The sequence below is a fragment of the Muricomes intestini genome (genome assembly GCF_004346165.1).
GTDB classification, from domain to species: Bacteria; Bacillota; Clostridia; order Lachnospirales; family Lachnospiraceae; genus Muricomes; species Muricomes intestini.
Genome location: NZ_SLZZ01000004.1, coordinates 116097 through 129352 on the forward strand (window position 1 = coordinate 116097; position 13256 = coordinate 129352).

The window sequence follows — 13256 nt, forward strand, 5'->3', positions numbered from 1 at the left end:
CACATAAAGTGCAAAAAAGGAGGATTATTGATGGACACAGGTAAATTGAACAGAATACTGGAAGCGATGAAGGAGCAGGACATGCCGCAGATGATTATTGCGGATCCTTTGACTATTTTTTGGCTGACAGGAAAGATGATTATTCCGGGAGAGAGACTGCTGGCGCTCTATTTGAATGTGAATGGGAGCCATAAGCTGATGATTAATGAGTTATTCCCACAGGAGAAGGATCTTGGAGTGGAACTGGTATATTATAATGATATACAGGATGGCGTTGAGATTCTTTCAAAATTTGTGGAAAAAGATAAACCTATCGGTATCGACAAAATATGGCCGGCTAGATTTTTGCTTAGACTGCAGGAATTGGGCGCCGGAAGCAAATTCTTAAATGGCTCTATGATTATTGACTACATCAGAATGATTAAGGATGAGAAAGAACAGGCGCTGATGAGAGAATCTTCCAGGCTGAATGATATCGCAGTAGAAAGACTGATTCCTTGGGTAGGAAAGGGCCTCACCGAAAAAGAGTTGAATGCAAAGATCCGTGAGATTTATAAAGAGCTCGGGTGTGAGGATGTATCTTTCGATCCAATTACAGCTTATGCTAAGGGTGCAGCAGATCCTCACCATGTAACAGATGATTCCAAAGGTAAACGTGGAGACTGTGTAATCCTTGATATCGGAGGATTTAAAGATCACTATGCATCAGATTTGACCAGAACCGTATTTATCGGGGAAGTATCTGACAGGGCAAGGGAAATCTATGACATTGTTGTAGAGGCAAACAGAAGGGGCATAGCCGCCGCAAAGCCTGGCAACAGGATGTGTGACGTTGATGCTGCGGCACGTGACTACATCACAGAAAAGGGATTTGGGGAGTACTTTACCCACAGGACAGGGCACTCAATCGGACTGGAGGATCATGAGTTTGGAGATGTATCTTCTGTAAACACGGATATCATTAAACCGGGACAGTGTTTCTCCGTAGAGCCGGGAATTTACCTTGCTGACGAGGGAATCGGTGTTCGTATTGAAGATCTTGTACTTATAACAGAAGATGGATGCGAAGTTCTAAACCACTTTACCAAAGATTTGATTATTGTGCCGGAAGAGGCTTAATTATTTGTACACATAAAAAGGGCAGGAGTTTACGGTATGATCAACTCCTGCCCTGATTTTGTCAAAAGGATTAGTCCCCTTTTATATTTTGGCTCCGTTTTTATATTTATGCAGTACATTTTGGATACGTTCACTTGGACTAAGCAGTGTGCTGATTGAACCATCATGGTTCAGCGTGTCAATTAGAAGAGCGATGTATTTGCTCATATCACAACTGATATAGTATGGTCTGGAGAGGAGTGACGGTGACTGATAGATTAAATTTGTCGCAAGTACCCCTGTAATAATTCCATCTTCATAAGCCTTATCAAACTTGTCCAATCCGTTTGTAAATAATCCAAAAGTCGCAGCGGCAAAAATCCTCTTTGCCTTACGGCGCTTTAGTTCGGTGGCCACCTCGATTATACTGTCTCCTGAGGAAATCATATCGTCAATAATAATGACATCCTTACCCTCTACAGGGCTTCCGAGAAATTCATGGGCAACAATGGGGTTGCGTCCGTTTACAATTCTGGTGTAATCCCGGCGTTTGTAGAACATGCCCATATCAAGACCAAGAACATTGGCAAGGTAAATTGCCCTGTTCGTACCGCCCTCATCGGGGCTGATGACCATCATGTGCTCACAGTCCAGCTGCAAGTCCTTTACGTGGCGGAGCAATCCTTTAATAAACTGGTATGTGGACGGAACCGTCTCAAAGCCGTTGAGAGGAATTGCGTTCTGCACCCTAGGATCATGTGCGTCAAAGGTAATAATGTTATCCGCACCCATGCGTACCAGCTCCTGAAGGGCAAGGGCACAGTCCAGAGATTCTCTGCCGTTTCTCTTGTGCTGGCGGCTTTCATACAGGAAAGGCATGATGACGTTGATTCGGCGGCACTTTCCACCTATAGCGGCAATCACGCGTTTTAGATTCTGAAAGTGGTCATCCGGGGACATATGGTTTACATTGCCGGTCAGGGAATAGGAGACCTTATAGTTGCATACATCAACCATAAGGTAGATATCTTTCCCCCGTACAGACTCATTGATAATACCTTTTGCTTCCCCCGAGCCAAATCTTGGAACTTTGGCATCTATAATATAAGTATCTCTCTCATAACCGGAGAATGCTACATCATCTTTGTGTTCATGTGCACTTTCTTTTCTCCACTTTACCAGGTAGTCATTGACCTTGCTGCCAAGCTCCTCACAGCCAACAACTGGGATGAGGCCTAAAGCGCCTACCGGAATATTTTCTAGAGTTCTTTCTGTGCGGTGTAACATGATTGTTCCTCCCTGTTTTTTAATTTCTTTTTAATTCTTATATCATCGCCAATCAGCCTCAGCATGGTGTAATTACTTGTTATTCTGGAAAATGTACGTTCTGTATATAAGTCTGCAAGAGTATCCAGTGAAAGATTGGTCGATATAATGGTAGATTTGCGGCTGAGAAGCCTCTCATTAATGCAGGTAAAAAACTGTGATGCAATGAATGAATTGGTAAATTCCGTTCCCAGATCGTCTATAATCAGCAAATCACAGTCGAAAATATATTCATACATATTCTGCGCATCAACATCATTTTTGTCAAAGGTACTTTTTGCCAAAATAGAAAAAAATTTTGAAGCCGAGAAATAAAGGACAGAAAATTCCATGTCCATCAGTTCCTTTGCGATGCAATTAGACAGAAAAGTTTTCCCGACACCCACATCTCCGTACAAAAACAGATTCTGAAAGTCGGCTTTAAAGGCATCAACGAAATTGTGGCAGACCAGGAGGGCATCTTGTATTACCTGCAAGGAGGAGCGCCCCGTCCTGCTGTCAACATAATTGGCGGAATAATAGTCAAGAGAAAAAGTGTCAAAGTTCTCCTGCCTGAGAACACCCTTTAGATTAGACTGCTCGTAAAGAAGGCCAATGACTGACTTCTTAAAACAATGGCACTTTTGATTACCGATATAGCCGGTATCATGGCAGTCTTTACATTCGTAGACGGGTTCAAGATAATCTCCAGGGAATCCACCTAAATCAAGCAGCTCCTGTTTGCTGTTTCTTAAAGTTGCCAGTTCCTCTTTCAGAGAATCTATGGCTCTCTCATCTCCGCCCAGCAGTTTTTTCCCATACTGAACGGAGAGAACAGATATAGAATTGTCTAAAGCTTTAAATTCTGGCAGCTTCCTGCAGACTTCTTCATAGCGGCTTTGCAAGATATCACGGCTATGGAGCTGTTTTTGCTCGTAACCGCGCATAATAGTCTGATATTGTGATGTTTTAAGTCCCACAGCTGTGCTCCTTTTAATTACTGTTTAATAGTTGCTCTTCCAGAGACTCCATATCGTAGGCTCGTCTCTCAAAATTATTGAGATTCTTTGTGGCGGGCTTCTGTTTGCCGCCGGCAGCTTTCTGGGATGACTTTTCCTTTTGGAAAGCCGCATCTAGGGCGGCAATATCCTGCAAATGGTGCACCTGGCTCACACTCCACTTTGTAAGGATAGTGTCTGCATATTCAAAACTGGGCTGATGTGTGGCTGTAATAGTGCGCCTGCATGCTTCCTGTATGATATCCAGAGAAAACCCAAGTTCTTCTGTCCACTTTTTAATAAAGTCAAGCTCGGCGGCTGCGGGTCCTCTGTTCTTGATACCGAAGGCATTCAGAACTGTGTAGCAGTTTTTATTATATGCCAAAGAGGACTGACGGGCCTGTTCTACAGAGGTAATGTTGCTGTCGGACCAGGACAGAGCAACCTTCTGGATATAATGGATACTTTTGTGTCCGTTCTCCACACAGGATTCTATCAGATATTCTATTAAATCTGCTGACATTTTGAGGCCCTGATAAAAATATGTAATAATGTCCACATCTGTCCGGGACAATGTCTTCCCCAGATACTGCTCCGCGATAAACAGAAGAGATTTGAGCTCCTTCTGAGCTTTGTAAGAAGTCAACGGTATAGTAGTGCGATGATCCACAGCCGGCATAACCGGGGATGCCAAATCTTTTTGAGGAACATCTGCCGCAGATCCGGGAGGCGGTGTGGCCTTTGGAATTGTCCCTTTCGTTGTGGCGATGGAAGCTGCCCTTTCCAGCTCAATCCCGGTAATCCTTCCTTCCTCGTCTTTATCCAGAGTTAAAAGTCCCTCAGATTCCCAGTATCTGAAGGCTCTTGAGATATCCTTTTCCGTGTTGTTCAGGCAGTCGGCGATCATCGGAATCGTCAGGGATGAACAAGGATCATCCAAATGCCTCAGAAGGAACAGGTATACTTTTACAAACTCACCATTTGCCTGTATCATATAATTGTCAATGAAGTCATTGGCGACTAATGTGGCATTTGTCTGAAACTTATTTTTTAATGTTAGTGTTTTCATAATCATGCTTTTCCACCCTTCCCATATGTAAAGGTATTATAGCATCTTATTGCCCAGGTAAAAAGGCCTTTTTGGCAGGTAAAACAAGGTTTTTTGTAGATAACTGTGTGTGGAAAATGTGGATAAGTTCTATTTTAAAAGCTCTTCCCCAATGTTTACAACATTTCCGGCCCCCATAGTTATCAACAAATCACCTGGCTTGCAGTTTTTTTTGAGGAAATTCTCAATTTTCTCAAAGCTGGAAAAATAATGTGAGTCTGTCCCTACTTTCTGAATTTCTTCTGCCAAATCTTTTGAAGAAATCCCCAGTGTATCTGTCTCCCTTGCTGCATAAATATCAGCAAGGACAACATGGTCTGCATGGGAGAGCGATTCAGCAAATTCATGGAAGAATGCCTTTGTCCTGGTATAGGTATGAGGCTGGAAAACACACCACAGCTTGTTGTGCGGATAATGCTGTGCCGCCTTTAGTGTGGCTGCAATCTCCGTCGGGTGATGTGCATAATCATCTACAATAGCGGTGCCGTTTAATGTACCTTTATATTCGAAACGGCGGTCTGTCCCCGAGAAAGAAACCAGCCCTTTCAAAATTGTATCCATAGGAATACTTAAAAGCTCTGCTACAGCGATTGAAGCAAGAGCGTTTGATACATTGTGATCGCCGGTAACAGAGAGAACCACATGTTCGCCCTCTTTACCTCTCCGGATCAAATCGAAGGAAACTCTGCCTTTATCATCATAACTGATATTTTGTGCTCTGTAATCGGCCAAGGAAGATTTCCCATAGGTAATGACACCGCACTTAAGTCCCTGGCAGATTTCTCGATAGTTCTGAATATCTGCGTTTATGACAAGAGTGCCGTCGGAGGGGAGCAGCGATGCAAACTGGTGGAAAGACTGGCGGATGTCTTCTAAATCCTTAAAGAAATCTAGATGGTCTTCCTCTATATTGAGTATGATACTGATTTTCGGGTTAAAACTTAGAAAACTGTTTGTATATTCGCAGGCTTCTGTAATAAAGGTTCCAGAATTTCCCACATGTATATTGCCCCCAATAGCCTGCAGGATGCCGCCGACAGATATGGTGGGATCAAGGTCTCCCTCCAGAAGAATGTGAGAAATCATGGAGGTGGTAGTTGTCTTGCCGTGTGTGCCTGACACTGCAATGGGAGTATCGTAATTCTTCATGAGCTGTCCAAGAAGCTCAGCCCGTGTGAGCATAGGAATCTTTCGGGCAACGGCTTCAATCAGTTCAGGATTATCCCTGCTGATTGCCGCTGTATATACTACACAACGAATACCATCTATAATATTGGAAGCCTTCTGTCCGTAGAAAATCTGCGCCCCCTTACGCTCAAGCTGACAGGTGAGCGGAGATTTTCTAGAGTCAGAGCCGGAGACCGTGAAGCCTTCTTCAAGCAGGATTTCTGCAAGTCCGCTCATACTGATGCCCCCAATGCCTATAAAATGAATATGGATTGGTTTTTCAAAATTAATTTTATACATAGAATTGTTCCTTCCTAAATTCAAAGCTTTTGTCATAAATTTTAACCGCTATTTATATTATACTATATATGGGGAATTTTTAAAGGAGTTCTTTTTGTGCAAAACAAATAAAAAGAGAAAATATTACGCCTATAAATTGTAAAAAACGTGCACAAAAGAGAAAAGGTATGTTATAATAAATCTAACCAACTAGAAATGAGGTGACGACATGATTAAAAAAGAGATGATTGCTATGCTGCTGGCAGGTGGACAAGGCAGCAGATTAGGAGTCCTTACCGCAAAAGTGGCCAAGCCCGCGGTCGCCTTTGGCGGAAAGTACCGCATCATTGATTTTCCACTTAGCAATTGTATTAATTCGGGAGTGGACACTGTAGGTGTACTGACGCAATACCAGCCGTTACGGTTAAATACTCATATCGGAATCGGCATTCCGTGGGATTTGGACAGGAATGTAGGAGGTGTAACAATTTTGCCGCCGTACGAGAAAAGTGCAAGCAGCGAATGGTATACAGGTACGGCAAATGCCGTTTACCAGAATCTGAATTACATGGAAACTTATAATCCTGATTATGTGCTGATTCTTTCAGGGGATCATATTTACAAGATGGACTACGAGGTAATGTTGGATTTCCATAAGGCAAATAAGGCGGATGTCACGATTGCAGCCATGCCGGTGCCGATGGAAGAGGCGGGTCGTTTTGGTATTGTCGTTACAGATGAGGAAAGCAGAATTAAAGAGTTTGAGGAGAAACCGGAGAATCCAAGCAGCAACTTGGCGTCTATGGGAATATACATATTTAACTGGTCTGTGCTTAAGGAGGCTCTGGTGAAGCTTTCAGAGCAGCCAAACTGTGATTTTGGAAAGCATATCATCCCATTTTGTCATGAAAATGGCAAGAGATTGTTCGCATACGAATATAACGGGTATTGGAAAGATGTGGGGACATTAAACTCATATTGGGAAGCAAACATGGAACTGATTGATATTATTCCGGAATTCAACTTGTATGAAGAGTTCTGGAAGATTTACACCAACAGTGCCAACATTCCTCCCCAATACATTTCAGAGCAAGCGGTCATTGACAGGTGTATTATAAGCAACGGCTCTGAAATTTACGGAGAGGTTCATAATTCAGTGCTGGGCGGAGGTGTGATTATCGGTGAGGGAAGCATTATCAGGGATTCTATACTTATGAGAGATGTCACAATTGGGAAGAACTGTGTCATTGATAAGGCAATTATTGCTGAAGACACAGAGATTGGGGACAATGTGATAATTGGTGCCGGAGGTGAAGTTCTGAATAAGGAGAAACCTGGCGTATATGGCGGCGGGCTTGTGACCATTGGAGAGAATTCTGTTATACCGTCCGGTGTGCAGATTGGTAAGAATACTGCTATCAGTGGGGTTACATCGGCGGAGGACTATAATAATGGAATGCTTGGAGGCGGTGAGACATTAATAAAGGCAGGTGAACGGATATGAGAGCAGTAGGGATCATTCTGGCTGGCGGAAACAGTAAGAAGATGCAGGAGTTAACATCCAGGCGTGCAACGGCGGCAATGCCCATAGCGTCTAGCTACAGGGCTATTGATTTTACGCTGAGCAACATGTCAAATTCACACATACAGAAAGTTGCTGTGCTGACACAGTACAATGCAAGATCTGTCAATGAACATCTGAATTCTTCCAAATGGTGGGACTTTGGCAGAAAACAGGGCGGGCTTTACATATTTACTCCCACAATCACCGCAGAGAATGGCTACTGGTACAGAGGAACGGCAGATGCTATTTACCAGAACCTTGACTTCCTGAAAAGGTGTCATGAACCTTATGTGATTATTACATCCGGAGATGCGGTGTACAAGCTTGATTACAATAAGGTTCTGGAATATCATATTGCTAAAAAAGCAGATATAACTGTAGTGTGCAAGGATCTGGCACTGGGAGAAGATGCAACAAGATTTGGAACGGTACGGATGAATGAGTCTGCAAGGATTGAAGCCTTTGAGGAAAAACCTATGGTGGCTCATTCCCAGACGATTTCTGCAGGTATTTATGTTATTAGAAGAAGACAGTTAATAGATCTTATTGAGCACTGTGCGGAAGAGGAAAGACATGATTTTGTAACCGATATTCTGATTCGCTATAAGAATTTGAAGAAGATATACGGTTATAAGATAAACAGCTACTGGAACAATATCACAACTGTAGATTCATATTATCAGACAAATATGGATTTTTTGAAACCGGAAGTGCGCAGCTATTTCTTTAAGGAGCTGCCCATGGTGAAGTCCAAGGTGAGCGACCTTCCGCCGGCTAAATATAATCCGGGGGCAGCCGTGAAGAACAGCCTTATCGGAAGCGGAAGTATTATTAACGGAACGGTGGAGAATTCCATATTGTTTAAAAAGGTGTTTGTGGGCAATAATTGTGCCATCAGGAATTCTATTATATTGAATGATGTTTACCTCGGGGATAACACTTATATTGAGAACTGTATCATCGAGAGCCGTGACACAATAAGAGCGAACACAAGATATATGGGCGAAGATGGTGTGAAAGTGGTAGTTGAGAAAAATGAGCGGTATGCATTATAACCTTACAAGGGAAGGGAGACTTGAACATTATGCAGATTACAGACGTGCGCGTGCGCAGAGTAGCAAAGGAAGGCAAATTAAAGGCAGTTGTTTCTATCACAATTGATGATGAGTTCGTAGTTCATGACATTAAGGTAATTGAGGGAGAGAAAGGACTGTTTATCGCAATGCCAAGCAAGAAAGCACTTGACGGTGAATACAGAGATATTGCGCATCCGATTAATTCGGGAACCAGAGAGCGTATTCAGTCGACAATTTTAGAGAAGTATTCGGAATCAGTTGAGGAAGGACCAGAATCAATGTCTGAACAAACGTAATTAAGTCAGTACACTGGGCTATAAAGCTGCTGCAGCTCACATGAAGCTGCAGCAGCTTCTTGCTTGTGCAGTTAAAGTGAATTTTCCAGAGAGTTTATAGGTGTATCAAGGCGAAAATCCATTAGTTCATCTGTCCTCGGATGATGAAATGTCAAACGGCAGGCAAACAACTGGAGAGATCTGAAGGTTAAAGGTATACTAGCAGAGTCTGAAGGGGATAAAGCTTGAGTGCTGCCGTATTTCTTATCACCGGCAATGGGAGTCCCCAGATTCGCCATCTGTACTCGGATTTGGTGGTGCCGTCCCGTTTCTAAGATGATATCTGCCAGTGCATAGGGCGGCATGGTTTCTATAATCAAGTAGTGAAGGCGGGCTTTTTGGGCACCGGGGGTATTGCTCGAACATATGTGGGAGACATTGGCTCTTCCATCCTTTATCAGGTAATCCTCCAAATCGCCTTCCGGGGAAGCAGGAATTCCTTGAAGGAGGGCACGGTAATGCTTGCCGAAACCATATTCTGTCAGCTGTTTATTTAGTTTTCGCGCTGCGGCAGGAGTCTTGGCAAATACAAGAAGACCTCCTACCGGCTGGTCGAGACGATGGATAACAGCCAGATAAGGCTGTCCCTTTTTAGGACTGTTTTTATTGATATGGTTCATCAGGATACTTATCATATCAGGGGTTCCCATACGTCTGCTCTGCGTAGGAATACCGGCCGGTTTATGGCACACAATAATGTCCTGGTCTTCGAATAAAATATCGGGGGTCATTTTCTTTACTCCTTTAGAGGTATTTTCTTGACTTTTCAGGAAAATCTAACTACACTGATTATCATGATGTAGGGGTCCCAAAGTCATGCTTTTTCATGCAAGCATGAAACGCATGACCTTTTGACCCTGGTATCATTATCATATAAAAGAAACGAGAGGTCAAGCTTTTTGGCAAGGCAGGTGGAAAGAAGATGAATCAGGATTGGGAAAGATTTGGAGAAGATATCCGCAGAACAGTGCAGGATGCAATAGACTCGCAGGACTTTAACAGGCTCAATCAGACAATTACAAATACCATTAACAGCGCTATGAACAGTGCTGTGGACGGCTTGGGAAAAGGATTGTCAGGCGCTGGGAAATGGGCCGGCAGAGGCAGATATAGATATCGGGGACCGCGCAAGCGAGATAGATATAGCTGGGAACAGTCCCAAAATTCTCATAGGTATGGAGCGCAGGAGGATAGAAGAGAAGCTGGGAGGCGGCAATACAGTGCTGTGCAGCAATCGGCCGCTGTGCAGAAAAATCTCAGCCTGTTTGTCGGAACAGCGGGGGCAAAAGCCGGCGGGATTGCTATGTCTGTAGTAGGATATACTGTGGGAATCGGAACGTTCTTGATGTTATTGTTTACCTTAATTGCCACGGCGCTCACTAACGTGTATTTTGGAACAGGCTTTAAAGTGCTGGCAGGGATATTGGCAGTCTTTTTTGCCGGAAGCATGATTTTGGGAGGTGCCGGCACAGCTCTTTTGGGAAGAATAAAAAGATTTAGGAGTTATATTCAGGAGCTTGAAGGAAAAGAATACTGTGAGATAAAGAATTTGGCCGGGAGATTACAAAAGTCTCAAAAATATGTTGTACAAGATATTGAGAAAATGATACGAAAGGGCTGGTTTCTTCAGGGACATATGGATCGACAGAAGACCTGCCTTATCGTAAGTAATAGAGCGTATGATCAGTATACCGAACTGATGCAAAACCTAGAAAAACAACAGAGCGAGGAAAGGCTTGCAAAAGAGCATCAGACTCAGGAGCAAAAGGATATGGATCCGCAGGTACGGGAAATTATTTGTGCCGGAGATGAGTATATAAAGAAGATCCGTGAATGTAATGATGCTATTCCCGGGGAAGAAATTTCTGCTAAAATATATCGCATAGAGACACTGGTGGATAAAATTTTTGACCGGGTAGAACAGAGCCCTGAAAGTATTTCCGATATCAGAAGGCTGATGGAGTATTACCTGCCGACTACGGTAAAACTTCTGGAAGCATACGAGGAGCTGGATGCACAGCCGGTGCAGGGGGACAATATTATTTCATCAAAAAAAGAAATTGAAAAAACACTGGATACATTGAATGTGGCGTTTGAAAAGCTTCTGGACAGCTTATTCAGGGACACTGCATGGAATGTATCGGCTGATATATCTGTGCTCAACACAATGCTGGCACAGGAAGGGCTTACAAAAGAAGACTTTTAGATACTATCCAGGAGGGCAGAAATGTTCACAAATTGCACGTACAAGCTTGCTCTCCGGACGATAATGTAATGAATATGGAGGGTAGAAATATGAGCAGTGAATTTGAGGGATTTGAAGCGGTCCCCACATTGACCCTGGAACCTTTTCAGGAAGAAAAGCAGGTTGTTACGCCTGCCGCCCGGGAGGAGGTTTCCTTTGACGACAGTATTCTATCAGAAGCAGAGAAACAGGCTGTGGATACCTTTGCCAGTCAGATTGATTTAACTAATTCCGCAGTGATTTTGCAGTATGGAGCGGGGACGCAGAAGAAGATGGCGGATTTTTCCGAGAAGGCTCTTGAAAATGTGAGAACAAAAGATCTCGGAGAGGCCGGAGCCCTCCTGTCAGGTGTTGTCCAGGAACTTAAAAGTTTTGACGAAGAAGACGAAAAAGGATTTTTGGGTATATTTAAGAGGACCTCAAATAAGATTTCCGCAATGAAGGCCAAGTATGCCAAGGCAGAGACAAATATTAATCAGATATGTAAGGTGCTTGAAAATCACCAGGTACAGCTATTGAAGGATATTGCCATATTGGACAAGATGTATGAGATGAATCTCACTTATTTTAAAGAACTGTCCATGTATATATTAGCAGGAAAGAAAAAGCTGCAGGAAATCAGAAGTACAAAGCTGCCCGAGCTTCTTGCAAAGGCACAGCAGAGCAGTTTGCCGGAGGATGCACAGGCAGCCAGAGACCTGGACTCTATGTGCGGAAGATTTGAGAAGAAGATACATGATCTAGAGCTGACCAGAACCATTTCCATACAAACAGCACCGCAAATCCGGCTGGTCCAGGGAAATGATACATTAATGGTAGAGAAGATACAGTCTACAGTTGTAAATACAATACCGCTTTGGAAGAGCCAGATGGTTCTTGCCCTCGGTGTGGAGCACTCTGCACAGGCAGCGGCCGCGCAGCGAGAGGTGACGGACATGACCAATGAGCTGCTGAAGAAAAATGCAGAGAAACTGAAGGTGGCAACAATTGAGACTGCCAAAGAATCTGAAAGAGGCATTGTGGACATTGAAACTCTTAAGTCAACCAATGAATCTCTTATATCTACGTTGGATGAAGTGCTGCATATCCAGCAGGAGGGACGTCAGAAGCGGCAGGAGGCAGAAAAAGAAATGATTCGTCTGGAAAGTGACCTAAAGCAGAAACTTCTTCAGGTTCAGGGGTAAATAACCTTTAGTGGAAATGAAATATTGAATAAATAAGACGAGAGAGGTAATCTCCCCTTGGGGACCGCCTCTCTCATCTTGCATCAAATTGCTATTGCCAAATCACTATTTTGTTGCAGTAATTAAGTGTACATCAAGTTCTTCCAGCGTTTCTATAGTTTCATGAGGAAGATTACAATCCGTTATAATTCCTGTTACATCCCGTCCATTGGCACAAGAAATTAAATTAAACTTATTGAATTTATTTGAATCGGCAAGTACGTATACCTCTTTAGCAGCAGCAAGTACACTTTTCTTGAAACCAATCTCAGAAGTGTTTGCAAGATAAATATTGCCATTGCTTCCAATGGCATTCGCTCCGAGAAAGGCAACATCCACCTTAAAATTGCGCATCTGTTCCTCGGCCAGAGGCCCTCTCGTAGAGCGAGTATTCTTACGAAGGTCACCACCAATTAGAATTACGTTAACCCAGTCGCGGGTAAGGAGTTCTGTAGCGATATTGATTCCGTTTGTTATGACAGTATTATTGAATTCATTGGTAATCTGCCTTGCCAGATGGAGAGTTGTGGTTCCTGAGTCAATAAAAAGCACTTGACCATGTCTGATGAATGAAAGGGCTGTCTGCGCTATATCATATTTAAGCTCACTGTTAGCTGACATTCTCTGTTCATATGGAAGTTCTACCTGCTCTCCTGAATTGGACAGCATGGCACCCCCATGCGTACGGACTATTTTAGGATTTTCCTTAATTAGTGTTTCAAGATCCCTGCGTATGGTCATCTCTGTTACAGCGAAAGTCCGGCTTAGCTGGCTGGTTTCGATAGAGCCATTGGCAATCAGGAGATTCTGAATTTTTTGAAGCCTTTTTTCTTTGAGCATGGCATACCTCAATTTTCT

The 13256-nt window shown here is 43.3% G+C and carries 12 protein-coding genes; 6 read left to right on the forward strand and 6 right to left on the reverse strand.

The window, feature by feature from the left end:
• Positions 1-30 precede the first annotated feature (30 nt).
• Positions 31-1119: a M24 family metallopeptidase gene (locus tag EDD59_RS04500; RefSeq protein ID WP_132379331.1), complete on the forward strand. Its 1089-nt coding sequence runs from the start codon at positions 31-33 to the stop codon at positions 1117-1119.
• Between the two features lie 81 nt (positions 1120-1200).
• Here the strand turns inward: EDD59_RS04500 and EDD59_RS04505 are convergent, their stop codons facing one another.
• From EDD59_RS04505 to murC, 4 genes are all read right to left on the reverse strand, one after another.
• The gene (locus tag EDD59_RS04505) at positions 1201-2385 is read right to left on the reverse strand and encodes a ribose-phosphate pyrophosphokinase (protein WP_132379333.1); all 1185 of its coding nucleotides are present in this window, start codon (positions 2383-2385) and stop codon (positions 1201-1203) included.
• Entirely contained in the window at positions 2358-3383 is a 1026-nt protein-coding gene (locus EDD59_RS04510) for an ATP-binding protein (protein WP_132379335.1), read from the reverse strand. Before EDD59_RS04510 ends, EDD59_RS04505 begins: the two co-directional genes overlap by 28 nt.
• Before the next feature lie 13 nt (positions 3384-3396).
• Positions 3397-4470: a DnaD domain protein gene (locus EDD59_RS04515; protein WP_132379337.1), complete on the reverse strand. Its 1074-nt coding sequence runs from the start codon at positions 4468-4470 to the stop codon at positions 3397-3399.
• Between the two features lie 129 nt (positions 4471-4599).
• The gene (murC, locus tag EDD59_RS04520; protein WP_132379339.1) at positions 4600-5976 is read right to left on the reverse strand and encodes a UDP-N-acetylmuramate--L-alanine ligase; all 1377 of its coding nucleotides are present in this window, start codon (positions 5974-5976) and stop codon (positions 4600-4602) included.
• Between the two features lie 208 nt (positions 5977-6184).
• Here murC and EDD59_RS04525 point away from each other — a divergent pair, with 208 nt between their 5' ends.
• From EDD59_RS04525 to spoVG, 3 genes are read left to right on the forward strand one after another with little or no spacing between them, the layout of a single operon-like run.
• Positions 6185-7459, forward strand: a complete 1275-nt coding sequence (locus tag EDD59_RS04525; RefSeq protein WP_132379341.1) for a glucose-1-phosphate adenylyltransferase — start codon at positions 6185-6187, stop codon at positions 7457-7459.
• Positions 7456-8574, forward strand: a complete 1119-nt coding sequence (gene glgD / locus EDD59_RS04530; protein WP_132379343.1) for a glucose-1-phosphate adenylyltransferase subunit GlgD — start codon at positions 7456-7458, stop codon at positions 8572-8574. The genes EDD59_RS04525 and glgD overlap by 4 nt, the downstream gene beginning before the upstream one ends.
• A 29-nt stretch (positions 8575-8603) precedes the next feature.
• On the forward strand, positions 8604-8891 hold the full coding sequence (gene spoVG, locus EDD59_RS04535) for a septation regulator SpoVG (RefSeq protein WP_132379345.1): 288 nt from the start codon (positions 8604-8606) through the stop codon (positions 8889-8891).
• Between the two features lie 71 nt (positions 8892-8962).
• Here spoVG and EDD59_RS04540 read toward each other — a convergent pair whose 3' ends face one another.
• Entirely contained in the window at positions 8963-9661 is a 699-nt protein-coding gene (locus tag EDD59_RS04540; protein WP_132379347.1) for an RluA family pseudouridine synthase, read from the reverse strand.
• A 191-nt stretch (positions 9662-9852) separates the two neighbouring features.
• On the opposite strand from EDD59_RS04540, the gene EDD59_RS04545 reads away from it, so the two are divergent.
• Together EDD59_RS04545 and EDD59_RS04550 are read left to right on the forward strand one after the other, a co-directional pair.
• Positions 9853-11136, forward strand: a complete 1284-nt coding sequence (locus EDD59_RS04545) for a 5-bromo-4-chloroindolyl phosphate hydrolysis family protein (RefSeq protein WP_132379349.1) — start codon at positions 9853-9855, stop codon at positions 11134-11136.
• Positions 11137-11225: 89 nt separating this feature from the next.
• The gene (locus EDD59_RS04550; RefSeq protein WP_132379351.1) at positions 11226-12359 is read left to right on the forward strand and encodes a toxic anion resistance protein; all 1134 of its coding nucleotides are present in this window, start codon (positions 11226-11228) and stop codon (positions 12357-12359) included.
• Between the two features lie 105 nt (positions 12360-12464).
• On the opposite strand, the gene EDD59_RS04555 is transcribed toward EDD59_RS04550, so the two are convergent.
• Positions 12465-13238 (reverse strand): DeoR/GlpR family DNA-binding transcription regulator, encoded by a 774-nt coding sequence (locus EDD59_RS04555; protein WP_132379353.1) that lies wholly within the window; start codon positions 13236-13238, stop codon positions 12465-12467.
• Positions 13239-13256 lie beyond the last annotated feature (18 nt).